Genomic DNA, 23,544 nt, shown 5'->3' on the forward strand with positions numbered 1-23,544 from the left:
ATGCGGACATCGGCGAGCAGACCGTCATAGGGGAAGAACTCGTTGTCGTCGTGGTACGCGCCGAGCACGCACCACCCACTCTCCGGGTAGTCGACAAACCCACTCTGCGCCGACGATCCGGCGACCGCCGCGCCATCCACAAAGAGCGTCATGGCGGTCCCGTCGTAGGTTCCGGCGATGTGCTGCCAGGTGTTTGCAGTCGCGGGGGCGGGCGCCTGGAGGTAGGTCAGTGAGGCGTTCCCCTCTGACTTCAACGCGAAACTGAAGTGGTCGAAACGGGTTCCCAGAACCCAACCGTTCTCGGTGGATCCGGTGTCCAGGACCAGTCCCGCATATCCTCCCCACTCGTCGAAAGCGCGGGGTTTCACCCACGCGGAAACGGTCATGGCCCGCACGGGAAGGACGGCTCCGGAGACAGACCCGGATCGCAGTTCGATCTCGTCGTCCGTTCCGTCAAAGGACGCCACCCACCCCATCTCGGGATCGGAGACAAAGGACACACCGCCAAGCGGGGTGCCGTGTTGCGCTCCGATTGCACTGGCGTCCTCCGTAGATCCGTCCAGCGCGTACCGATCGAGCATTCCGTCGGCGGCTTCGGCGGAGGTGATGCGGTTCAGGATGTCGGACGCTTCGAAGAGATGCCCGTGCGAGACGAAGTCCACCGTCGGGAAGTTCGGACGCTTGGAGGTCTCTCGCCACGCGGTCAGCATCCGATCCAGCGCGAACGGGTTTGCGTTGACCTTTCTCGCCTCGGCCTCCACAGCGACGCCAATGGAGGCGTCCGTCACAAAGTGATTCACGATGAACAGGTCGTTCTCGGGATCGCCTCGATTGAAGGTGGAGTCGAGGTCGTGCAGGTCGTGTACCGAAAACTCCGTCTCCACGCAGTAGTCCCAGACATAGTGGTACCAGTCGTACTGGGTGCCGGCGTTCTCATCGGAGAAGACGACGAGGCGCCCGCCCGCGTCCACCATGTCGCGAAGGGTCGGCCATGCCGCGCCGGGTGGCTGCGTGTGGAGGTGTCCGGAGAGCCCGGCGGTCTGGATCTCCGCCGCGATGCGGTCATTGGACACATAGCACTCCAGCATGAGCGTCACGATTTCGTCCGGGTTGGCTTGCAGAAACGGTCGGATCTCGCCGTCGAGAATGTTCTGCAGCGGCTCGCTCCCGATCAGGGGGGTTCCGTGATAGACGACGACCTGGCCGGACTGGAGGTACACATCCAGCATGAGCGCACGCACGCCGATGTCCAACTGCGTGGCGATGTCCAAGTGGTGGTTTGGAAACCAGAAGTCCGGAGAGTGACAGAAGGAGTTGTGCGTGGTGGGAAACACCGCCTGATCGTAGGGCGTGTCCGGGGCGGCTGCGCGGACCGATCCCACGCAGGCCAGAAAGGCCGCGGAGGACACGATCAGACGGCGCCGGAAACAGAGGGGATGGGAAAAAGCCAAGCTAGCCTCCGGGCGATCTTCAGAATACCACGGCGCGGGGGGGCGCCGCCATCGCCGCGCCGGTTGCACATTCGCGAATCGTCGGCCATGCTGGGGTCGACTCTCATGCGAGGAGGGTGCGATGCGGTTTTCGGCGGTTGCAATGTCAGCGGGACTGGCGCTGGCCGTTGCGGTGACTTCCTGCGGTCCGCCATCTCCTCCGCCCGTGGATCCGTCGGATGTTGCGGCTTTCGCGGACGAACCCGGCGCGAACCGTTGCGCGGGCATTCCCGGAAGCGTGAACGCCGGTGCGGATCTTCTCTTCGGCACAGGGAGCGGCGTGTCCGCGGCGCGCGCACCCGTGCCCGCCAATGCCTCCGAGGCGGTCGTCTTCCGGCACCTGTACCAGACGCTGACCGAAGTCGATTGCAACGGCCATGTGACGCCGGGTCTCGCACGGGAGTGGCACTCGATCGAGGACGGGCGCGCGTGGATCTTCACGCTCGTTCCGGATGTGCACTATGCGGACGGTGGGCTCATTTCCGCGAGGGAAGTGGTGAATGCGTGGGCGGGGACGCGCCGCCGAGCACAGGAAACGGGTCGCGGGCGCACGCCCTGGGTCGGGATTCATCCCGAGGACATGGGAATGCCGGGGCTTCTGACGCTGGTCATCCGACCGGACCCGCCTCGTCGGGATCTTCCGCGTCTTCTTTCGCATCCTGCGTTCTCGGTGCTTCATCGCGTGGAGAAGGACGAGTGGCCGCTCAGCACCACCGGATGGATCACCGACGACCGCCACGAATCCCGGGGCGGGGGTCAGATTCGGTGGGACTCGGTATCTGACGGAGAGCGAGGCCCATCGTCCGTCACCTTTCATGTGGAACCGGGCGCGGACCCGCGCGACCTGTCCCGGGCGGACGCGTTTCTCCTGCGGGACGGTGCGGCGGCGCGATATCTGAACGACGCGGGGGGCTTCCGGGTTGTCCCGCTTCCGGCGGATGTGCGCTACGACCTTCTTCTTCCCGTGCGGTTGAAGGCGGCGGTCGTGGCCGCACTCGGGGAGGGTGCGCTTCTCGACCTTGCGACGAGCGTGGTTCGGGCGGACGCTCGCCCCGCACCGCCCTCAGAGGCTGCGCCGCCGCTGAGCGTTCGCTATCCGAAGCGAGTGCGTTACTCCGCCGAAGACGCGGACGCGGCACGCATCGCCGAGCGACTCGCCGCTCTGTTCGCGGAAGCCGGTGGCGACACTCCCGTGGTGGAGGCGATTCCCGCCGAGGTGTTCCCCGATGCCGTTGCGCGTGGAAAGGGCACCTTCGTGGCGCCGGTTTCGCTTCGAGATGTTGCGGTGGACGGGGCGTGGTCGTCCTGGCCGGGCGCTTCCATTCCTCTGGTCACGACCGGAGCGTGGATGGCGGTCAGGGATGGCGTCGCGGGAATCGTGCCGGGCTTTGATGCGGTGCCGCGCCTGCGCGCTGCCGGTCGCGAGATCGGCAGGCAATCACCATGACCCTCCGGCGCCGGACCCTCGTGGGTGCGACGGCGCTCATTCTGTTGCCGCTGTCTCTCCTTGGGTGGTGGATTCACACCCAGGTGGAGAACCGCATTCTCGAAGGGGAGGCCCGGGTCGAGGCGGCACGCCTGCTTCACTCATCCAGTGCGCTGAGGTCACTGAACACCAGACTGGAGACACGCCTGGCCGCGATCGCAAACACCATCAGTTCTGACAATCGCGTTCGCCTCTCCGTGGCGACCGATCGCGAAGACCTGCAGTCCGCTCGTCTCGACTTTGCCGAATCCGCGATGTCGATGACGGGTCTCGACTTTCTCCGGATTCAGACGGCGGACGGACGCATCCTCTGTTCCGGGCACTTCCGAAACGAGTACGACACCCTGGACGAGGCCACGCTGAACGAGTTGCGGGGCCAGAGCCAGGGAAGCCTTGTGACGGCCCGCCGCCCGGAAGGCGAACTTCTCGTGTTTGCCCGCGCGCACTCACTGGATCTTGGTACGCGGCGCGTGTTCCTGCTCGGGGGATCCCGGATGGACGCGAACGGCCTCCAGGAGCTGGTGCCGGAGGGGGGCGTGGCCGTGACGCTCGATTATCCGGGCGGGAAGGTGGAAGTTCCCTGCGCGGCGGGGTCCGCAACGCTCGACATTACCGCGCTCGACGATCCCGCACGAGACACACTGCGCGATCTGGACGCCGCACTGCTCCTTGCGTGGCTGGTGGCGGCGGCGGGTACGCTGTTGCTTGCGGGCCGTCTTGCGGCGAAGGTGGCGTCTCCGGTGGAGGAACTGGCATCCCGCGCGGCGCGCCTTGACTGGGAGGACCTGCGGACGGACTTCCCGGAAGACACACGCGACGAAGTGGGAACGCTCTCGCGCGTACTGAACGAGCTGGCGGCACGCCTTCGCGCGGGAGCCGTCGGGCTTCGCGAGGCGGAACGACGCGCCACTTTGGGTGACCTCGCGAGGCAGGTGAACCACGACCTCCGCAACGGGCTCACACCCATTCGCAATGTCGTGCGGCACCTGTCGGAGACGGCGGCGGATTCTCCCGCCGAACTCGCGCGCATCTTTGAGGAGAGAGAAGCGACGCTTGCGGCAGGGCTTGACTATCTCGACGAACTGGCGGGCAACTACGCGCGGCTCTCCACCCAGGCGGAACGACGCGCCTGCGATGTCGAGCGCGTTCTTCGCGAAGCGACCGCCGGGCTTCTTGCGGAGGAAGGGGGCGAGGTGCGGCTGGCGATCCCGGCGGACTTGCCGCCGGTGATGGCGGAGCGGTTGGGCCTTCGCCGCGTGGTGGAAAACCTCATTGCCAACGCACGGGACGCGGTGAAGGAGGGCGGCTCGTCGGTGGTCGTCGCGGCGGGAGAGTGCGCGCTTGCAAACGGAGCCCCCGGTGTCCGGGTGACGGTGACCGACGACGGCCCGGGGATTTCGGCGGAGGACCGGAGCCGTATCTTCGAAGCGTTCTACACCACCCGGGGCGGCGGTTCCGGACTGGGGCTGGCGATTGTCCGCCGCATTGTCTCCGACCTTGAAGGCGTGGTGAGCGTGGAGAGTGCGCCCGCGTCCGGGACGACGGTTGCCGTAACGCTGCCGGCGGCGCCGGTCGCGGGTCAGGAGGAGGACTCATGAGCCGGATACTGATTGTGGAAGATGTTGCCCCGCTTCGGGAGCAGTACGCCTACGACCTCCGGCGGCTTGGTGGACATGAAGCGCTGGAAGCGGACAGCGTGGAGCGGGCGCTGGAGTTGATTGCGACCGAAGCGGTGGACTGCGTCATTCTGGACCTGGAACTGCCGGGAGCGGACGGGTTCGGGTTTCTGGAAGCGCGTCGGGCACGCGGGCTGGATGTGCCGGTGATTGTGTACACGGGAACAGGAAACTTCGATCGGTGTGTGCGCGCGGTGGAACTGGGCGCGTACGGGTTCATCGACAAGGCGGAACCGATGGAGCGTGTCCTTCGCGAAGTGGACCACGCGCTCGAACGCGTGCGCCTTGCGGAGGAAGTGACGGCGTTGCGGGCCCGTGCCGGATTGCCGGGGACGATGGTGGGCGAGAGCCCAGCCATGCGTGCGCTTCGAGCGGAGATCGTGCGTCTTGCGCGGGTGCCGAGTGCCGTGCTTGTGCTGGGCGAGAGCGGCGTCGGCAAGGAACTGGTTGCGCGGGACCTCCACGGGCTCAGCCCGCACGCGGACGGGCCGTTCGTCGCGGTGAACTGCGCTGCGCTTCCGGATGCGCTTGTGGAGAGCGAACTCTTCGGCCACGAGCGCGGCGCATTCACAGGTGCGGATCGCGTCCGCCGCGGGGCCTTTGAACGAGCGTCGGGTGGAACGCTTCTTCTCGACGAGATCGGGGAGTTGCCGCTGTCCGTTCAGGCGAAACTTCTCCGCGTGCTGGAGGACGGACGGGTCACCCGCGTCGGCGGGAGCCGGGAAGTGGAGTCGGACGCGCGGATCGTGGCGGCAACGAATCGCGACCCGGAGAAGGAGGTCGAGGCCGGGAGATTCCGTGAAGACCTGCTCTACCGGATCAATGTGCATTCGGTCACCGTGCCGCCCCTTCGCGAGCGCCCCGGGGATGTGGTGCGGCTTGCGGATCACTTCCTGCGGGAGACGGCGAGCCGGTTCGGTCGGCGCGTTCCGGAGATTGCGCCGGGCGCTGTGGCGCTTCTGGAAGCCGAAGAGTGGCGGCGCAACAATGTTCGCGAACTGCGCAATGTCGTGGAGCGGCTCGTGATCGCGGCCGATGGCGGGCGCGTGGAGGCGGCGCATGTGGAGGAGGCCATGGGAGCGCGGCCCGGAGTTGCGTCCGCGAAGCTGGCGGGCGGGACACTTCGCGATCAGCGGGACGCGGCGGAACGCGCGATCGTGCAGGCGGCGCTTACGCGGCATGACGGAAACCTCACGCACGCGGCCGCGGAACTGGGGCTGGCGGATCACGCGAGCCTCTCGAAGATCCTGACGCGGCTGGGCATCCACCGCGAGGCGTAAGTGGTGTTGCGGAGGTTGTTGTTTTTCCCGAGCGGGTTTCCCCGTTGCCCTTTCGGTGAGCCAGTTCCCGGCTTCGGGTCGCCCCCCATTCGGGCGGCCTGGAGGCGGCACTTCCGATTCACCCCTCCATCTCGCCCGTCCCCACCCCAAAACGCCTACTTCAAGGCGCGCGGAGGCGCATTCGGTACTGAAGGCGTCCGGAGTTTCTCCTCGTAGCAGGTCTTCCACCGGAGTCGGTCGAAGAGACAGCCGGGCCGTGTTCCTCCGGACCGGTCCCGGTCCGCCGGGACACAATGTCCGGCTGCGTGGACCTCACCGCCGGTCGCGGCACGAAGCCTCCCCCCCCGCCGAACTGGTTGCCTCCACACGAGATGCGCGTCCCTTTGCCCCCCCTCGGGCGACACCGGCCGATCTGGCCGCCTTCTTGCGAAAGAGTCCGTCGTCCGGCAAAGGGCGGGGACCCGCCCGGAAAGGAAGAGGAGATCATGAAAGCGAAGGAGACTCGACCCGTGAGACAGAGCTGGAGCCAAAAGGACGGCAACCCGGGACGCATTGGAATCGCGCTGGGAATCGCGCTGCTTGCGACGCTGGGCGTCGGAGTGCTTCTGACGACGCTCGACACGGCGTCCGGCCCGGGGGAATCGGAACAACGACCGGCGGTTGCGGAATCCGCGCCGTCGTCCGCGGCGATGCCCGCGGAAATCGCAGAAGTGCCGGAATCCGCGCCCGAGGTGTCCGCGGAGACGGCCGTCGCGGAACCCGTGGTCGAACCCGCCACCTTCGACGGGGGCATGGGGGCGTATGGCAAGGGCGAGTATGCCCGCGCCGCCGCGATGTTCGCGGCGTGGGGCGCAGAACACCCGGAGAGTGTCTGGGGGCCGTACATGCGCGGCGTGTCGCTGCGTCATGCCGGGGACCTGGCCGGTGCGGAGGCGGCGCTGGTCGTGGCGCTTTCCATCGACCCCGGTCACAGGAAGAGCCTCCTGAACCTGTCGCGCGTTCTGCTGGATGCAGGGCGTCCGGACGATGCGTTCGCGTCGGTGCGGAACGCGCTCGACATCAACCCGGAGTCGGGAGAGGCCCTTCGGGTATTCGGACTGGTGCGGCACGCGCAGGGCGACCGTGGCGGCGCGTTGGCGGCGTTCGAGGCGGCACTCGACGCGGACTCCACGGACGCATGGTCGTGGAACAACGCGGGCTTCCTCTTCATTGAGGAGGAGAGGTTCGTGCAGGCTCGGAGCTGTCTGGAAGAGGCCTGCTCGCTGGATGACACGCAGCCGACCTTCTGGAACAACCTCGGAGTGGCGCGGGAGCGAGTGCACGATTATGACGGAGCGGCGGGAGCCTATGCCCGCGCAGTGGAACTCGACTCCGCGTATGAGAAAGCCATCCTGAGCCTTGCGCGCGTGGAGGCGATTCCCGATTCGCCCGAGGCGCCGCGTCCGGTGGAGATGGTCGAGCAGGTGGAGACGGCGGAATCCGAAAAGGCTGATGAGCCGGTGGCTGACGGTGACGCCCTCCGGTCCGCCAACGCGGAGAATGCCGAAGACCCGATGGAAATCGTCGCAAGCGAGACCGCACAGGATCGCTGAGACATCCACCCCGCCACGGGCCCGGGGGGAAGCGATTCCTCCCGGGCTTCTCCGTCCGAGGGACTGCCAGTTTGGCAGCCCACGCGCCACCCCCCCCTCCGGAACCCGCCACACTGACACACGCCCGTCCGGCCATCGTCCCACAGCATCCGGGCCAGTTCCCGCAACGCGTTAGGATTCCTTCAGTTACGAATCTCTCCATAACTGGCACGCCCCCTGCATGGTCGGGGGGCAGTAGTCAACCCACACCCCTTCCGCGATGCGGAAGAGAACAGGAGAGAAAGCCATGCTGACCATCCGAACCAACGATTTCCGGCCTGCGGTCGCTCCCGGGAGCGGCTTTGCCCGGATCTTCGACGAGCTGCTTGAGACAGGTGCTGCGGCCCCCGCAGCGTGCGGGACCGCCTCGCCCGCGCTGAATGTGTACGAGAACGAGGAGGCGTTCGTGGTGCGCGCCCGCGTGCCGGGGCTTTCGATGTCAGCGCTCGAGGTTTCGCTCCTCGGGCGGGAGTTGACGCTCTCGGGATCGGCGGAAGAGAACGCCGACGGACCGGGAAGCCTCCGGATTCACGAGTGGAGGAGCGCGCCCTTCCGGCGTATCATTCGCCTTGGTGCGGATGTGGACGCGCAGGCGATCGCCGCGACGCTGGACAGCGGGATCCTCACCGTCACCCTGCCGAAGGCGGAGACGGCGCGACCGAAGAAGATCGATGTGAAGATCCGCTAGCCTGACCGGGAATCGCGGGGCGGGTGGACGGCCCGCCCGCCCTGATTGATTTCGCCGACGCACTTGCGAAGGAGAACGCCCCGTGTACTTTTTCGGAATGTTCGATCCCGTCTACTGGCTCTTCATCGGCCCGACGCTTGCGCTGACAATCTGGGCGCAGTGGCGCGTGAAGCGCGCCATGGGAAAGTGGGGGCGCGTTCCCAACCTGCGTGGCATCACCGGCGCGGAGGCGGCGCACGCGATGCTGCAGAAGGCGGGGCTGTCACAGGTGACGGTCGAACAGTCGAAGGGGTTCCTGTCAGACCACTACGACCCGCGCACCCGCGGCATCCGGCTCTCGGAGCGCGTGTACTCCGGTCGCTCCGTCGCGGCCATCGGGATTGCCTGCCACGAGGCCGGGCACGCCATCCAGCACGCCACACACTACGCGCCGCTGGCACTGCGGAACGCGATTGTCCCGGTCGCGAGCATCGGCTCTCGTCTTGCCATGCCGATGATCTTCCTGGGCCTTATCCTGCATATGCAGAATCTCGTGTTGCTGGGGATTGCCGCCTTTGCGATTCTCGTCGTGTTCCAGTTGATCACGCTTCCGGCGGAGTTTGACGCGTCCCGCCGCGCCAAAGAGACCCTCCGGACGATGGGCCTCGTGCAGACGCAGGGCGAAGGCGCAGGGGTTGCGGCAGTGCTGGACGCGGCCGCGCTGACCTATGTGGCGGCGACGCTTTCGGCGATTGCGCAACTGGCCTATTTCCTCCTCCTCTCGGGACGCCGCCGGTAAGCAAGCGGGGGGACGAAGAACCTCCCCCCACGCAACCCGGGCAATGGAGAGACGGCCACCGTCGTCCCGTCCACGAACGAACGCACTCAGACACAGTTATTCACCATTTGCGGATTTTCGCACGGTCGGCTACGGTCCCTTCCGAGTGGTGCGATTCCAGACAGGGAGCGCTTCAGCAAGCCTCAAGCCCCGGAGCATGACGACATGCGTTTCTCGCGGCGTTTCTCGACCCGACCCCTCTCGTCCCTTCTTCTCTTCGGCCTGATCCTGTCGCTGGTGGCGAGTCTCGGCTGCGGTCGGGACTCGTCACCTTCGGAGCAGTCGCCGACCGGCGTCCCGGGGTATGTCCCCGTCACGCCGCCGGCGGATTCGCCGCCCCCCGCGGGGGATGCGTCCGAAGGGGCGGAATCAGACGATGCGGCGGCTTCCGGTCGAACCCCCGCAGGAGAAGGCCGAAAGAACGGCGACTGGACGATCACTTCCGATGCGGGTGGAGTGATGATCCGGCTCGAGAGCGGGAAGAGCGAACTGGAATGGCGGCCCGGCGAACTGGTCGGGAAGGACGAGTGGGGAATGACCGTCTGGTCCTCTCCCCCGGCGACTCACGCGGCAGAGTACGCGGGCGGCGCATACCGGGTGCCCGACCTCTACGGCCCCGGGATCGATCTGGAGATCACGGAGCGGCATGGAAGCCTGAGACTGGATCTTGTCTTTGACGCGGACCCATCGCTTCCGGTTGCGGTCGAGCGGCTGGAGTTCGGCGGGGCCGGTTCCTTCGACGGGAGCCTCTCCGTGCGGACGCGCGAGGGGACCGTTTCTCCCGGCGGCGTGGAAGAGACGCTGGGCGCGGTGGACATCGGGAGCGGGCGCGATGTGGCGTTCCAGATTCCCCCGGGCATCGCTTACGACGCGGACGAAGCTCACACGCCGTGGATGACGACCCGTGTGGAGGTGTTCGCTCCCGGGAAGGCGCTCATTCGGCAGAGCGTGCGCGCTTCTTGGTTCACGGACGGCGTGGCGAACTACCCGCTGACCGTATCGTCGGCGCTTCGTGCGTCGGACGCGCCGCCGGTGATTGCGTCGCTGCAGATCGTGCTGTCGGTTCCGGGCTCGATGATTGCGCTGGTGTCCGCCACCTACTCCAACTTCCACAACGACATGATGGATGTGCTGATCGAGTGGGGAGACGGGGACTCGACCACCTTCCACTCCAACCTGCCGGTATACGAACTGCACGAATACGCGGGGCCGTGCCCGTACTCGGTGGCGTTCCAGGTGACGCACCCGCAGACCGGCGTGGCAGTGCGGGAGGAAGTGGAACTCGTGCCGGGGGACGGAACGGGTTGCGATTCCGACGGAGACGGCGTGCCGGACGCGGTGGACAACTGCCCCGACGACTGGAACACCGACCAGAATGACGGCGATGGCGACGGAGTCGGCGACATCTGCGACAACTGCCCGAGCGTTCCAAACCCCGGGCAGGAGGACTCTGACAACGACGGCACGGGCGATGCGTGCCAGGGACCGCCGCCGGGGTTTGCGCAGATCCCGTCCGGCATTTTCGTGATGGGAAGCCCGGTGACGGAGCCGGGCCGCTACTCCAACGAATCCCAGCACACGGTCACCTTCACGCGGAGCCTCTTCGCGGGCGTGCACGAGGTGACGCAGGCCGAGTACCTGCTGATCATGGGAACGAACCCGTCGTCCTTCTTGTCCTGCGGGGGGAGTTGCCCGGTGGAGCAGGTCAGCTGGCACGATGCCGTGGCGTACTGCAACGCGCTGTCGGTGAATGAGGGACTGACGCCGTGCTACTCCGGGAGCGGAGACGCCACCACCTGCGACTTCGACGCGGACGGGTATCGCCTTCCGACAGAGTCGGAATGGGAGTACATCTGCCGTGCGGGGACGGGGACGGCGTTCTACACCGGCCCGATCGTGAACACGGCCTGCACCATGCTGGACCCCAGCCTTGACGCGGCCGGATGGTACTGCCGGAACTCGGGAAGCACGACCCATCCCGCGCAGCAGAAGGCCCCCAACGCGTGGGGCCTCTACGACACGCACGGGAATGTCTACGAGTGGTGCTGGGACCGTTACGGGAACTACCCCTTCGGAACGGTCATGGATCCGACCGGCCCGGAGACCGGAGCGAACCGCGTGATTCGTGGCGGACTCTGGAGCGGTCGGTCCCGCTACGCCCGGTCCGCATACCGGAGCAACAGCGACCCCACGGCCGTCAGTCTGGGCGTCGGCTTCCGGGTTGTGCGACTGGCACCGTGACGGCGTTCTGAAAGTCGGCTGACCTGGGGCGCGGCCCGCTGCGCCCCCGGTCGCCCCACCCCGAAGCACCGGACTTCGGCGCGAACCTCTTCCCCTCCTAGCCGCAGCGCCGCGCATCCGGTACTCTCCGTCCCCGGAGGTTGCCGTGAGATTGAAGCCCGCTTCATCCTATCGTCCCTCACGCGCCGAGAGCGCACTTGCGTGGGTATTCACCGCATCGTCCGCGTTCGTGGTCGCGTGGTTCGTCCTGGTCCCTTTCCTCGGGCGAGGCTGACCCGGTGAGGTCGGTCATCCTCGGGACCGCCGGTCACATTGACCACGGGAAGACGGCGTTGGTGCGCGCGCTCACCGGCGTCGACACCGACCGCCTCGAAGAAGAGCGTCGGCGCGGCATCTCCATCGAACTCGGCTTTGCGCAACTCGTGGCGGCCGGGGTGCGCTTCGGGATTGTGGATGTTCCGGGGCACGAACGCTTCGTGAAGAACATGCTTGCGGGTGCTGCGGGGATTGATCTTGTGATGCTCGTCGTGGCGGCGGACGAAGGCGTCATGCCGCAGACACGCGAGCATCTGGACATCATCGACTTCCTCGGGGTGGATCGCGGCGTGGTCGCGCTCACCAAGTGCGATCTTGCCGACGAGGACTCCCGCGAGATCTCCCGCCTCGACGCGGAGGAACTTCTGGAGGGCACTTCGCTGGAAGGCGCACCCGTCCAGGAGGTCAGTTCCATCACCGGTGACGGGCTCGACGCGCTGAAGAAGACGCTTGGGCAACTGGCGACCGGGGTGCCGGAGCGTTCCTCCTGTGGCGCGTTCCGCCTGCCGGTGGATCGCGTCTTCACGATGGAGGGGTACGGGACCGTGGTCACGGGGACGGCGTGGTCCGGGTCCGTCGAGGTGGGCGACCGTCTCGAAATCCTGCCGTCGGGGCGGGAGGTCCGCGTTCGTCGCGTACAGGTTCACGGCAAGGATGCGGAGTGCGCGGAAGCGGGTCGGCGCACCGCACTTGCGCTGCACGGCGTTTCCCGGGAGGAGGTCCGGCGAGGCGAGCAGGTCGTCACCCCCGGGTCACTCCAGTCCGCGCCCATGCTGGATGTCCGCGTCCGCGTCGCTCCGGGCTGGTCGCGTCCCATTCGAAATCGCGAGCGTGTGCGATTCCACCTGGGCGCGTCGGAGGATCTGGCGCGAATCGTTCTTCTCGATCGCGACGAACTGCTGCCCGGCGAGGACTGTCTCGCGCAGCTTCGCATGGAGACTCCGGCCGTCTCCGCGGTCGGCGATCGATTCGTGCTGCGATCGTACTCTCCCATGCGCGCGATGGCGGGCGGCGTTGTCATTGACCCGCGCCCGAAAAAGCACCGCCGCTTCCGCGAAGACGAACTGCAGTCGGTGGCGCACCGCGAAGGCGGTGGCCCGGTGGCACTTGTTACGGATGCGGTGGAGGCGGGCGCGCTTCGCGGGATGCGTACGAAGGATCTTGCGGATGCCACCGGTCTCTCCCGCGACGAAGTCGCCACACTCGTCGAGCAGGAGGTCACGGAAGGCCGACTCCGGATCGGTGCGAACCGCCGCGTGGTGAGCGAGGGGGTGTGGGAGGCATCGCGGCGGGCGGTGGTCGCGCAGGCGACGCGCTTTCTGGAAGAGCACACGCTCCGGTGGGGCATCCCTCGCGAAGAAGTGCGCACGGCTCTCGGTCGCGAGACCGCACCCGGGCTTCTGGCGGAACTTCTCACGGAACTGGAAGCGGAGGGTGCCGTCGAACTGCGCGGAGAACTCATCCGCACCGGCGGGGGCGATGTGGTCTTTGAGGGCCAGGCCGCCCGGGAGCGCGACCGACAGGAGACGCTCTTCCGCCAGTCCGGGTGTTCGCCTCCGAGCGTAGCGGCGGCACTCGCGGGTGGCGCGGATGCTCGTCTTGCGGAGGAAGTCCTTGCGGCCCTTCTCGACCGGGGAGACCTTGTAAAGCTGGCGCCGGACCTTCTCGTGCACCGCGACGCCTATGCCGACGCGAAGGACACGCTGGGCACGATCGCCGCGCGGGACGGCGGGATCACCGTCGGCGCTTTCCGCGACGCACTCGGGATTTCGCGCAAGCACGCGGTGCCGCTTCTGGAGCACTTCGACGAAGTGCGCGTGACGCGACGGTCCGGAGATGAACGGGCGCTGCTCACGCCGCGCGCACCGGCCGGGTAGGGGCTGCCGCTCGGCCACCGTTCCCCAAACTGGCCTCGCCGCCCCGCATCCGGTATCTTCGCTCTGCTGGAGGAGCCTCATGGATCGAACGGAAGACCGTGCCGCACCCGTCGACCTGCGTTCGGACACGGTGACGCGCCCCGATGCCCTGATGCGAAAGGCCATCGCGGCGGCCGAAGTCGGCGACGATGTTCTGGGCGACGACCCGACCGTGAAGAAACTGGAGCGCGTCGTGGCCGCCATGCTCGGAAAGGAGTCGGCCCTCTTTCTTCCCAGCGGGACCATGGCGAATCAGGCGGCGATCGCCTGCCATGTTCGCCCCGGCGATGAAGTGATCCTTGAGCGCAACTCCCATGTGCTGCTCTTTGAGGCGGGGGCGGCAGCCGCGCTGTCCGGCGCGTCGCTTCTGCCGTTGGACGGGGACTGCGGGCTTCTCTCCGTCGACGCGGTCCGCGCGAGCATTCGCCCGCCGTTCCCGCACAACCCGCGCACCGCGCTCCTCTGGCTGGAGAATACGCACAATGCGGCGGGCGGCACCGTGTGGCCGCTGGATCGACTGGCCGCCCTTCACGCGCTGGCCCGCGACGCCGGCCTCGGGCTACACCTCGACGGGGCGCGCATCTGGAACGCGGCCGTCGCACAGGGGACGGAACCGGCCGAGATCGCCGCGCACGCGGATACGGTGAGCGTCTGCATGTCGAAGGGGCTTGGCGCGCCGGTGGGTTCCCTCCTTGCGGGGCCGACGGAGTTTGTCGAGCGCGCATGGATCGCGCGGAAGCGCATGGGTGGCGGGATGCGGCAGTCGGGACTTCTCGCGGCGGCGGCGCTCTATGCGCTGGAACACCATCTCCCCCGGCTTGCCGAAGATCACGCGAACGCACGCTGCTTCGCGGAGGCGATCGCGGGCGTGGCGGGAGTCGAGATCGACCCGGAGTCCGTGGAGACGAACATTGCCATCTTCGACATCGCGCGCTCCGGGTTGGACCCGTCGGCCTTCGCGGAGGATCTGGCGGCACGCGGCGTACTGGTCATCCCGATCGGGGGGACGCGCGTGCGTGCGGTCACGCACTTCGATGTCACCCGCGAAAATGTGCGGCATGCGGCAGCGTGCGTGGCGGAGGTGCTGGCCGTATGATCCGCCGTGCGTACGCCGGGAGACTTGGATCGGAAGCGGCGGCGGATCGCTTCCTTGCCGCGCGCGAGGAGAACTTCCCGGAACCGTCCGTGCTCCCCGGCATGGCGGAGGCCGCGGACCGCGTGGAAGCCGCACTTGCGGATGGAGAGCGGGTGGGCGTATTCGGGCACGACGACGCGGACGGGATCACCTCGGCGGCCATCGTCATCGAGACGCTGGAGGCACTCGGCGCGGAACCGGATGCGTACATTCCCGACCGGAATCTGGAAGGGCACGGGTTGTACCCGGATCTCGTCCGGCGTCTTGCGGGCCGAGGTGTGACGCTTCTCGTGACGACCGACGGCTGCTCCGCGAATCGCGAAGAGGCGGAACTGGCCGCGACGCTCGGGATGGATGTGCTCGTGACGGATCACCACGAGATTGCGGCTGACCGACCGCCGCCGGACCGGCTGCTGAATCCGAAGGCGGATCCGGAAACGGCGCGGCGGTACGGAGACCTGACGGGCGCGGGCGTTGCGGCGCTGCTCGCGCGGGAACTCCTGGAGCGTGCGGGGCGCGGCGATTGCTTCGCGCGGCTTCTGGATCTTCTTGCGCTGGGCACGATCGGCGACTTCGGGGATCTCGGTCGCACGAACCGCATCGGCGTGGCGTGCGGGATGGACGCCGTCGCGAGGGGAGACCGTGCGGCCATCGGCATGGCGCGCGAATCGCTTGGATGCGGGATTGCTCCGCGCGAATCGCAGGCGCGACGACTCGCGGTGCTCTTCGCCTGCGTGCCGTCGGTGGACGGGTGTTCGCGGGGACTGGACGCGCTGCTCGGACGCGCGAAGACGAAGGCGAATGTGAATGCGCTGCTCACGGCGCTGGCGGAGTCCGATCAGGAAATGCACCGCGCGTCCGAGGAAGCCGACCGGCTTGCGCGCGAGTTGGGAATCGACGACGGGGCTCCGGCGGTCGCGCGGGTGGAGGGGTTCACCCGGCGGATGCTGGGGAAGGCCGCCGGTCGGCTCTCGGAGCGAACGGGTCGTGCGTCGGCCGCGCTGTTTGTGGTGGACGGTTCCCTCCACGGGGAGTTGCGCGGGCCTGAAGGTTCACGGCTGGTGGATGCGCTCTCCGGGATGCGCACACTCCTCGCGAGCTGGGGGGGGCACCAGGTGGCGGCGGGGTTTTCGGCGGACCCCGCGAACGCCGACGAAATCCACCGGAGGCTCGCGGACGAACTCTCCGGTCCGGCTCCGCCTCGACAGAAACCGTGCGCGGAAGCGACCGTCGCGCTCGCCGACCTCTCCCCCGCCTTCGCAGAGGATGTGCGATGCGCGGCTCCCTACGGAAGGGGGAACCCCCCGCCGACCCTCCGCATCCCCGGCGCAACGCCGGAGGCAGTCGCCGCGCTGCCGTTTGTGGAGGAAGTGGAGGACGCGGCCCCCGGCGGTCCCGGGCAGGACCTGCTGGTCAACTTCCTTCCGTCGCGGCACAATGCGGACCGTATCGACGCGGTTCTCGTGGGCTGCTCATCCGGGGAGAAGGCGCCATGACGCCATCGTTCGACGGTCGCATGGATTCCGGGGAACTGGCGCGGGTTCTTGTGGACTTCCTGCGTGAAGAGTACGAATCAGCCGGTTTTGACACAGCGGTGATCGGGCTCTCCGGCGGCATTGATTCGGCGGTCGTCTGCACGCTGGCGGCGCACGCCTTCGGCCCGGAGAATGTTCACGCAGTCCTGATGCCCGCGGCCTCCTCCAGCCCCGCCAGCCTGTCGGATGCTCTGCTCGTGGCGGAGTCCACCGGAGTTCAGTCGCGTATCGTGGGAATCGGCCCGATGGCCGATGCCTTCCTTGCCACCGCGCCGGACGCGGACCGCGTTCGCCGGGGAAATGTCTTCGCGCGGTGCCGGATGATCGTGCTCTACGATGTCTCCGCGGAGGTGGGCGGGCTTGTGCTCGGCACCAGCAACAAGACGGAGATTCTCCTCGGTTACGGGACGCTCTTCGGGGACCTGGCGTCGGCGGTGAATCCGCTGGGCAACCTGTACAAGACGCAGGTGCGCGCGCTGGCGGAGCACCTGGGCATTCCGGAGCGCATACGGACCAAGGCGCCGAGCGCGGATCTGTGGGAAGGGCAGGAGGATGAGGACGAACTCGGTGGGTCGTACGAGGAATACGACCGGCTGCTGTACGACCTGGTGGAGCGGAAGATCCCTCCGGAGGAGATGATTGCGCGCGGGACGAACGCGGAGTTTCTCCGGGCCACCACGGAGCGGATTCGACGCTATCGCTACAAGGGGCGGTTGCCGCGCATCGCGCGGGTCGAACAGGTCGCGCCCAACTCGCCCCCCGCGGCCTCCCCGGACAAGGAGTGACTTCGCCCGGACTTCTCCGGATTGTGGCGACGCCGCTCGGGAATCTGGCGGATCTCTCGCCGCGTGCCCGCGACGCGCTGGCCACCGCGGATGCGATCGCGGCCGAAGACACGCGCCGCACCGGTGCCCTTCTGGCGCGACTCGGGCTGGCGAAGCGTCCGCTCCTGTCGTACTTCGCTCCGCAGGAGAAGGCGAAGGCCGGAGCGGTTCTCCGGCGCCTGCGCGAAGGTGCGACCGTCGCACTCGTGACGGACGGCGGCACCCCCGGCGTCTCCGATCCCGGCGGGCATCTGGTGGCGCGAGCGCACGCGGAGGGCATTCGCGTGGAACCCGTCCCCGGCCCGTCGGCGGTGGCGCTTGCACTGTCGGTCTCGGGCGAGCATTCGGGCGGGCGCTTCGTCTTCGAGGGGTTTCCGCCGTCGCGTGGCGCCGCGCGACGCAAACGATATGCGGAACTTGCCGCGGAGGCACGGACGGTCGTCCTCTACGAAGCGCCGCACCGACTGCCCGCGTCGCTCGTCGACCTTCGCGATGTACTTGGTCCGGATCGACGGGGCACCGTAGTGCGTGAGGCGACGAAACTCCACGAGGAGATCGCCACCGGAACGCTGGCGGAACTGGCGGAGCGCTTCGCATTCGGCGTGAAGGGGGAGATCGTGATCGTGGTGGAGGGGAGCGACACGCCGCCCGCGACAGAGGTTCGTCTGCCCCCGGAGGAGGCTCTGGGGCTGCTGGTGGAGGCCGGACTCTCCCCGGATCGCGCGGCTCGCGTGCTGGCGCGGGCGACGGGTCTTCCTCGCGGGAAGCTCACCCGTCTCGCTCGGGAGGCAGGAAAAGACCCTTCCGCTTGACCCCGGAGGGCGGAAAGTCCACTCTGGACCGGGTTGTATCGCCCCTTTCCGCGAGGATGCGTTGTTCGCGAAAAACCTCAAGCCGCGCGCACTGGCCATCATCCGGCCGTTGACGAACGCCTTCATCCGATCCGGCATTCACCCGAACGCGCTGACGATGGTCGGCCTTCTGGTGTCGTGCTGGGCCGCATGGATCTACGCGGACGGATCACTGGTGTGGGCTGGCGCAGTGCTGATGCTCGCGGGGCTCTTCGATGTGCTGGACGGCGCGGTTGCCCGGGAAGGGCATCGCATCACGAAGTTCGGGGCGTTTCTGGATTCCAACATCGACCGATACGCGGAAATCGTCGTGTTTCTGGGCATTCTCGTGCGCTTCACGGAGTCACCCTGGACGCAGTTGGCCGCATTTCTGACCATCACGGGCAGCCTCATGGTGAGCTACTCCCGGGCACGAGCGGAGGGGCTGGGCGAATCGGTATCCGGTGGGCTTCTGCAGCGCCCGGAGCGCGTTCTGCTTCTGGTGCTGGGCTCGCTGGCCGGCGAGGCCGGACTGCGGACCGTCCTGTGGATCATGGCGGGATTGACGCACGGGACGACGCTTCAGCGGATTCTGGGCGTGCGGATGTCCCTTCGCGGAAGCGGGGGGCATTCCCGGGCCGAAGAAGAGGACCCCGGCGAACAGCCTCCCATGGAGGCCCGCGAGGCGGGAGCGCTGCCGCCAGCCTGAGCGGCTCGGTTGTGTGGATGGAGGGGAGAGGGAATGGGAAGCCGAAGAGCCGTGTTCATCTCCCTGGAGGGAGGTGAGGGGTCGGGGAAGACCACCCAGAGAGTGCGAATCGTGAAGTTCCTCCGCGCGCGCGGGCGGGAGGTTCTGGAAACGCGCGAACCCGGCGGCACCGAAGCCGGGGAGATGATCCGCGATATCCTCCTGCATCGCGTGTCTTCGCTGTCGCCCAGGGCGGAGTTTGCGCTGTATCTCGCGTCCCGATCCCAGCTTGTGGAAGAACGGGTCCGGCCCGCGATGGAGGCCGGGACGGATGTGGTGTGCGATCGCTTTGCGGATTCCTCCACCGCGTATCAGGGGGGCGGACGAGGCCTCGGCGAGGCGATCGTGGAGGAGATGAACGCCTGGGCGACGGGTGGGTTGTCCCCGGATGTGTCGTTCTACTTTGATGTCGCGCCGGAGACGGGACTGGCCCGCATGAAGGGGCGATCGGGTGCGGAAGAGCCCGACCGGATCGAGCGAGAGGCGCTGGAGTTTCACGAGCAGGTGCGCCGGACCTATCTGGCGATTGCCGGACGGTACCCGGAGCGGTTCCATGTCGTGCCCACCCATGGCGGCGAGGAAGCGGTCTGGGAACGGATTCGTCCGGTAATGGAAGCGGCCATGAAGAGGCTGGAAGTCACACGAGAGGAGATGTCGTGAGCGAGGGATCATCCGCAGAGAGAGGCCGTCCGGGCCGTCCGCGCGGGCGTCGGGGTGGACGCGGGCGCAGGCGGAACCCCGGGGGGCAAGGCACCCGGAGCCACGCACCGGTTCCAGTGGAGGATCCAACCAACCGCATGCTCCGCGAACTGAACAGCGGGCCAACTCGGTTTCCCTGGGTTCCGGCAGCGCTCGCGGGGCTGACGCTGGTCTGGCTTCCCATGGGCCGGGAGCTTGTTCGAGACCCGATGTCGCTGACTGGGGGAGCCGGCCTTGCGTCCCTGATGGGACTGTTCGTGTTTTTCGCGATAGCGAGGCAGATCTGCGGCGCGGCACCGGCCATCTTTGCGGCCGGGCTTCTTGCGGTGTCCGCGCCCTGGATGGAGGCCGCACAGACGGCACCCAGGCTCATGATCGGGGAAGTGCTCGTCCTGATCGGAGCCGCGTGGATGATTCGAGAGGCCGCCCGCCACCGGGAGGTGCCCTACACATGGCGGAGCATCGGGCGGATTGCGTTCGCGGGTCTCTTCTTCGGGGTGGCCGCGACGGTCTCCCCCGCCACCTTCGCGACATTCCTTGCGACACTCACCGTGTGGCTCTTCCTCGGGTTGCGCCGCAGCAGCTTCTCGATGCACCCCATGGAAGGCCGCAGGCACACCATCGTCCCGGCGGTTCTCGGTACGGTGTCGCTGTATGCGGTGACGGTTCTCGCGGCATGGGGGGCGACGGTCGCTCTGGGCGAAGGCGGTTCATTCCGCCCTGTTCCGGTGATGCCGGAAGGCTATGCGATGGGTTGGGATCTACTGCAGACCGTGTACCGGAGCGTCCTCTCGCCGGGCACGACCACGGACGGGCTGGTGGTGATGGGACTGGCGGTCGTGGTCGCGATCCGACTGGTGGAGCGGCTGCGCGGCCAGTCGTGGGCGGATGGTGGATTGCTTCCCTGGGCGTTCATGATCCTCTATGTGGCGGCACTTGGCGCGTCGGAGCCTCCGACAACGGGCATTCCGTTCTGCGTCCCGCCACTCTTCATTCTGGGGCTGGGCTGGCTGCTTCTGCGAGGCCTTGCTCCCGGACGGATTCGCCGTCAGGAATATGTCTTCGTGCTGGTGTGGCTTCTCATGTGCATCGCGTTCCTTCCGGGAATCCCGAAAGGGGGCTCGGGAACACGCGCACTGGCCGCCAGCCTCACTGTTCTGCCGGGCGCCATGCTGGTGCTCGGGCGGGGGTCGCGGGCGCTGTGGGAAACCGGCGGGACTCCTGTCGCGCGCGCGGGGATTCTCGCGTTCGTCAGCCTGCCCATTCTGGCGGCCGTTGCGGGCGCGCTGAAGCCCTATCCTGCACTCACGCAACCGACGACCTGGCTTCCGGTTGCGCTGATTGTGGCCGCCAGCCTCGGGGCGCTGTCGGCACTCATTCGCGTGCGCCCGGATGCCCCGCGCATACGCCCTTTGCCCCAGGGAGAAGGGCGGCACTCAAGCGGACGAAGCCGGGGACGCCGTGGGGCGCGTGGAGGGCGCGGGAACCGTGGGGCGCGTGGGGGGCGCGGGGGGCGCGAAAGACGAGATCGCGGCTCGCGCGGGTCCAGGGATCGGCGGGGGGAAAACCAGAGGGGTTAGTCCACTTTAGCTTACCCGGCACCCGGTTCTTGCAGTAGATTGACCCCATGCGCTTGCTTGCTGGCCGGTTCGGGATATTCTCCCTGAGGAATGCGAATCACCCGTTGGGGCTGCTCGGCCTCCTGGTGATGTACCTGAGTGGGCTCCTCCTGGTCATTCTTCTGAGCCTGGACCTCCTCGGGTTTCACACCTCACCCTATCTCGGCATTGTCACTTTTCTGGCGCTCCCGCTCTTCTTCGTGGCGGGCGTGGTCCTTGTTCTTGTGGGGCGCTGGCGCGTGCGTCGCCGCTCCGGTCCCGGCGACCGGGGGCCGCTTCACCCCTTCCCGCAGTGGGATCTGAACCTGCCGGAGCACAGGCAGCGGTTTCTGGTTCTGGCGGTGGGGATCACAATGGTCTTCACGCTGGCGGCCACGCTTTCCTTCCGGGGTGTGGAGTTCATGGAGTCGGTCACCTTCTGCGGGCGAGTTTGCCACGCAGTGATGGACCCGGAGTACATCGCTTATTCGAACTCTCCGCATGCGCGTGTGGCGTGCGTGGACTGTCACATCGGGCCGGGTGCAAACTGGTTCGTGAAGTCCAAAATCTCGGGACTGCGACAGGTGCTTGCCGTCGCCACGGGTGATTTTTCACGCCCCATCCCGACGCCCATTCACAATCTGCGCCCCGCACGCGAAACCTGTGAACAATGCCACTGGCCGGAGAAGTTCCACGGCGACAAGGTGCTTGTGAAGAACCACTACGAAGAGGATCGGGAGAACACGGAATCCACCAATGTCCTCATCCTGAAGGTCGGCGGCGGCAGCGTGGAGAGCGGGTTTGCGGAGGGAATCCACTGGCACATGAACCTGGAGAACCGGATTCACTATGTGGCGGATGAATCCCATGAAACCGTTCACTGGGTCCGGTCCGAGAATCCCGACGGCATAGTCCGCGAATACTTCCGGGAAGGCTTTGACCCCCCGGAGGGTTTTCCGGAAGGCTTCGAAGTGCGGCGCATGGACTGCATGGACTGCCACAACCGTCCGACGCACACTTTTGAGCTCTCGGCGGATGCGCTGGACAAGGCGATTTCCTCCGGCGCGATATCCCGCGGACTCCCGTATATCAAGCGCGAGGGGATGCGGGCGCTGGAGGCGGGGTACGAAACGCGAGATGCGGCGGCGGCCGAAATCCCGGCCGCGCTCGACGCCTTTTATGCGGAGCATCACCCCGAGTGGGTGGACGCCGCAGAACTTCGCGCCGCGAAAACCGAGATCGTCGGGATTTACAGGAAGAACGTCTTCCCGAAGATGGGGCTGGACTGGGGTACCTATCCCAACCACATCGGGCACGCCAACGACGGCGGCTGCTTCCGCTGCCACGACGAAGAGCACCTCACCGCCGACGGAAAGAGCATCAGCCAGGACTGCGACACCTGCCACAACCTGCTGGCATGGGAAGAGGAAGACCCGGAGATTCTGGACCAGTTATTCTAGGTTGGGGGGGGGCGGGGGCGCTCTGCTGCGGCTTCGCCGGGAGGGGTCTGGCCGCGTCGCTGGGGCGAAATCGATCCTCGACGGGGCAACGGCCCCGCCTCCGGTCGCTCCCGCCCCGACTCCTTGCCAGTCCCCACCCGACAAACCCGCGCGACGAGCGCCCCGCCCCCCCCCAACCTTCGGTTGGCGAGCTTGGACGGGGCAACGGTCCCACTCGGCAGACCCTCGCGACTGCGCGTTACGACCCCCCCCTGACCTTCGGTTCGCGAGCTTGGACGGGAGGGGGCTGGCTGCGTCGCTGGGACGAAATCGATCCTCGACGGGGCAACGGTCCCACTCGGCAGACCCTCGCGACTGCGCGTTACGACCCCCCCCTGACCTTCGGTTGGCGAGCTTGGACGGGCCAACGGTCCCACTCGGCAGACCCTCGCGACTGCGCGTTACGACCCGCCCGAACTGCATGGTGTGTGTGGTAGGGTCGCCCTGCGTGAATCGCCCCTTTGACCCCGGGAGGACGAATGAGCAACGGCGACAGCCTCGGCGCGGACACGGAACGCTGGGAGAAGCGGTATGTCGACAACGACCTGCCGTGGGACACGGGCGAGCCGGATGGTCATCTTGTGGCTTTTGTGCGGGACGAGGCGGTGACGCCGTGTCGCGTTCTGGATGTCGGGTGTGGAACGGGCACGAATGCGCTCTTCCTTCGCCGACTCGGGTTTGATGTGTGCGGGGTGGATCTCTCACGCACGGCGATCGATCGCGCTCGGGAGAGGGCATCGCACGCGTCCGCCGAATGCCGGTTTGAGGTGGTCGACTTCCTGTCCGAACCCGTCCCGGGCGGCCCGTTCGGGATGGTGTACGATCGCGGTTGCTTTCACAGCTTTGACGAGCCGGAGATCCGTGAGCAGTATGCGTCGCGCGTGTCGGAAGCTCTGGTGCCCGGGGGAACCTGGCTCAGCCTGATCGGCTCCACAGACAGCCCGCCCACCGATGCGGGGCCGCCCCGCCGAAGCGCAGCCCAGATCACTCTGGCAGTAGAGCCGCACTTCGAGATTGTGCGGCTGGAGGCGAGCATCTTCGATCGGGGGCGATTCGAGGAGGCGCGCGCATGGGTGCTGGTCGGCAGACGCCGCGCGGGCGCATGATTCCGCCTGGCGGCGCAGTACCGGCGCACG

General features: G+C 67.3%; 19 protein-coding genes. 18 read left to right on the plus strand and 1 reads right to left on the minus strand.

The genetic code is table 11. The features are described 5' to 3' along the window. Nucleotides 1-1,451, minus strand: a 1,451-nt coding sequence (locus QF819_07090) for a hypothetical protein (protein MDP6802924.1), incomplete at its 3' end; no start/stop codon positions are given. Between the two features lie 121 nt (nucleotides 1,452-1,572). Here QF819_07090 and QF819_07095 point away from each other — a divergent pair. The 18 genes from QF819_07095 (at nucleotide 1,573) to QF819_07180 (ending at nucleotide 23,514) form a co-directional block, all read left to right on the plus strand. Next, entirely contained in the window at nucleotides 1,573-2,937 is a 1,365-nt protein-coding gene (locus tag QF819_07095; protein MDP6802925.1) for a hypothetical protein, read from the plus strand. Continuing rightward, a complete protein-coding gene (locus QF819_07100) occupies nucleotides 2,934-4,574 on the plus strand; it encodes a HAMP domain-containing sensor histidine kinase (GenBank protein MDP6802926.1) in 1,641 nt (546 codons plus the stop codon). The genes QF819_07095 and QF819_07100 overlap by 4 nt, the downstream gene beginning before the upstream one ends. After that, a complete protein-coding gene (locus QF819_07105; protein MDP6802927.1) occupies nucleotides 4,571-5,932 on the plus strand; it encodes a sigma-54 dependent transcriptional regulator in 1,362 nt (453 codons plus the stop codon). The genes QF819_07100 and QF819_07105 overlap by 4 nt, the downstream gene beginning before the upstream one ends. Nucleotides 5,933-6,417: 485 nt before the next feature. Continuing rightward, entirely contained in the window at nucleotides 6,418-7,524 is a 1,107-nt protein-coding gene (locus QF819_07110; protein ID MDP6802928.1) for a tetratricopeptide repeat protein, read from the plus strand. Nucleotides 7,525-7,810: 286 nt separating this feature from the next. Continuing rightward, entirely contained in the window at nucleotides 7,811-8,251 is a 441-nt protein-coding gene (locus QF819_07115) for an Hsp20/alpha crystallin family protein (GenBank protein MDP6802929.1), read from the plus strand. 97 nt (nucleotides 8,252-8,348) lie between these two features. Next, nucleotides 8,349-9,029 carry a zinc metallopeptidase gene (locus QF819_07120; protein ID MDP6802930.1) on the plus strand — a complete coding sequence of 227 codons (681 nt, stop codon included), beginning with the start codon at nucleotides 8,349-8,351 and terminating at the stop codon, nucleotides 9,027-9,029. 204 nt (nucleotides 9,030-9,233) lie between these two features. Continuing rightward, nucleotides 9,234-11,309: an SUMF1/EgtB/PvdO family nonheme iron enzyme gene (locus tag QF819_07125; GenBank protein MDP6802931.1), complete on the plus strand. Its 2,076-nt coding sequence runs from the start codon at nucleotides 9,234-9,236 to the stop codon at nucleotides 11,307-11,309. 145 nt (nucleotides 11,310-11,454) lie between these two features. Further along, nucleotides 11,455-11,583, plus strand: a complete 129-nt coding sequence (locus tag QF819_07130; GenBank protein MDP6802932.1) for a hypothetical protein — start codon at nucleotides 11,455-11,457, stop codon at nucleotides 11,581-11,583. A gap of 4 nt (nucleotides 11,584-11,587) precedes the next feature. Further along, nucleotides 11,588-13,501, plus strand: a complete 1,914-nt coding sequence (gene selB / locus QF819_07135; protein ID MDP6802933.1) for a selenocysteine-specific translation elongation factor — start codon at nucleotides 11,588-11,590, stop codon at nucleotides 13,499-13,501. Nucleotides 13,502-13,580: 79 nt separating this feature from the next. Continuing rightward, nucleotides 13,581-14,636 carry a GntG family PLP-dependent aldolase gene (locus QF819_07140; protein ID MDP6802934.1) on the plus strand — a complete coding sequence of 352 codons (1,056 nt, stop codon included), beginning with the start codon at nucleotides 13,581-13,583 and terminating at the stop codon, nucleotides 14,634-14,636. Further along, nucleotides 14,633-16,171: a DHH family phosphoesterase gene (locus QF819_07145; GenBank protein ID MDP6802935.1), complete on the plus strand. Its 1,539-nt coding sequence runs from the start codon at nucleotides 14,633-14,635 to the stop codon at nucleotides 16,169-16,171. Before QF819_07140 ends, QF819_07145 begins: the two co-directional genes overlap by 4 nt. After that, a complete protein-coding gene (locus QF819_07150) occupies nucleotides 16,168-16,995 on the plus strand; it encodes an NAD+ synthase (GenBank protein MDP6802936.1) in 828 nt (275 codons plus the stop codon). Before QF819_07145 ends, QF819_07150 begins: the two co-directional genes overlap by 4 nt. After that, nucleotides 16,992-17,846, plus strand: a complete 855-nt coding sequence (rsmI, locus tag QF819_07155) for a 16S rRNA (cytidine(1402)-2'-O)-methyltransferase (protein MDP6802937.1) — start codon at nucleotides 16,992-16,994, stop codon at nucleotides 17,844-17,846. The genes QF819_07150 and rsmI overlap by 4 nt, the downstream gene beginning before the upstream one ends. Nucleotides 17,847-17,907: 61 nt before the next feature. Continuing rightward, on the plus strand, nucleotides 17,908-18,573 hold the full coding sequence (locus QF819_07160) for a CDP-alcohol phosphatidyltransferase family protein (GenBank protein MDP6802938.1): 666 nt from the start codon (nucleotides 17,908-17,910) through the stop codon (nucleotides 18,571-18,573). Nucleotides 18,574-18,606: 33 nt separating this feature from the next. Next, the gene (gene tmk / locus QF819_07165; GenBank protein MDP6802939.1) at nucleotides 18,607-19,272 is read left to right on the plus strand and encodes a dTMP kinase; all 666 of its coding nucleotides are present in this window, start codon (nucleotides 18,607-18,609) and stop codon (nucleotides 19,270-19,272) included. A 137-nt stretch (nucleotides 19,273-19,409) separates the two neighbouring features. After that, nucleotides 19,410-20,891: a hypothetical protein gene (locus QF819_07170; protein MDP6802940.1), complete on the plus strand. Its 1,482-nt coding sequence runs from the start codon at nucleotides 19,410-19,412 to the stop codon at nucleotides 20,889-20,891. A 47-nt stretch (nucleotides 20,892-20,938) separates the two neighbouring features. Beyond that, a complete protein-coding gene (locus QF819_07175) occupies nucleotides 20,939-22,369 on the plus strand; it encodes a NapC/NirT family cytochrome c (protein MDP6802941.1) in 1,431 nt (476 codons plus the stop codon). Between the two features lie 518 nt (nucleotides 22,370-22,887). Further along, nucleotides 22,888-23,514 (plus strand): class I SAM-dependent methyltransferase, encoded by a 627-nt coding sequence (locus QF819_07180; protein MDP6802942.1) that lies wholly within the window; start codon nucleotides 22,888-22,890, stop codon nucleotides 23,512-23,514. Nucleotides 23,515-23,544: the final 30 nt, after the last annotated feature.

Source organism: Gemmatimonadota bacterium, assembly GCA_030747075.1.
Lineage (GTDB): Bacteria > ARS69 > ARS69 > ARS69 > ARS69 > ARS69.

What these genes read in the sequence shown, in the direction of transcription:
- QF819_07115 (MDP6802929.1), top strand. Translation starts at nt 7,811, where the DNA reads ATGCTGACCATCCGAACCAACGATTTCCGGCCTGCGGTCGCTCCCGGG.
- QF819_07180 (MDP6802942.1), top strand. Translation starts at nt 22,888, where the DNA reads ATGAGCAACGGCGACAGCCTCGGCGCGGACACGGAACGCTGGGAGAAG.
- QF819_07125 (MDP6802931.1), top strand. Translation starts at nt 9,234, where the DNA reads ATGCGTTTCTCGCGGCGTTTCTCGACCCGACCCCTCTCGTCCCTTCTT.
- tmk (MDP6802939.1), top strand. Translation starts at nt 18,607, where the DNA reads ATGGGAAGCCGAAGAGCCGTGTTCATCTCCCTGGAGGGAGGTGAGGGG.
- QF819_07100 (MDP6802926.1), top strand. Translation starts at nt 2,934, where the DNA reads ATGACCCTCCGGCGCCGGACCCTCGTGGGTGCGACGGCGCTCATTCTG.
- QF819_07170 (MDP6802940.1), top strand. Translation starts at nt 19,410, where the DNA reads ATGCTCCGCGAACTGAACAGCGGGCCAACTCGGTTTCCCTGGGTTCCG.
- QF819_07145 (MDP6802935.1), top strand. Translation starts at nt 14,633, where the DNA reads ATGATCCGCCGTGCGTACGCCGGGAGACTTGGATCGGAAGCGGCGGCG.
- QF819_07110 (MDP6802928.1), top strand. Translation starts at nt 6,418, where the DNA reads ATGAAAGCGAAGGAGACTCGACCCGTGAGACAGAGCTGGAGCCAAAAG.
- QF819_07105 (MDP6802927.1), top strand. Translation starts at nt 4,571, where the DNA reads ATGAGCCGGATACTGATTGTGGAAGATGTTGCCCCGCTTCGGGAGCAG.
- QF819_07175 (MDP6802941.1), top strand. Translation starts at nt 20,939, where the DNA reads ATGCGCTTGCTTGCTGGCCGGTTCGGGATATTCTCCCTGAGGAATGCG.
- QF819_07095 (MDP6802925.1), top strand. Translation starts at nt 1,573, where the DNA reads ATGCGGTTTTCGGCGGTTGCAATGTCAGCGGGACTGGCGCTGGCCGTT.
- QF819_07140 (MDP6802934.1), top strand. Translation starts at nt 13,581, where the DNA reads ATGGATCGAACGGAAGACCGTGCCGCACCCGTCGACCTGCGTTCGGAC.
- QF819_07120 (MDP6802930.1), top strand. Translation starts at nt 8,349, where the DNA reads ATGTTCGATCCCGTCTACTGGCTCTTCATCGGCCCGACGCTTGCGCTG.
- QF819_07150 (MDP6802936.1), top strand. Translation starts at nt 16,168, where the DNA reads ATGACGCCATCGTTCGACGGTCGCATGGATTCCGGGGAACTGGCGCGG.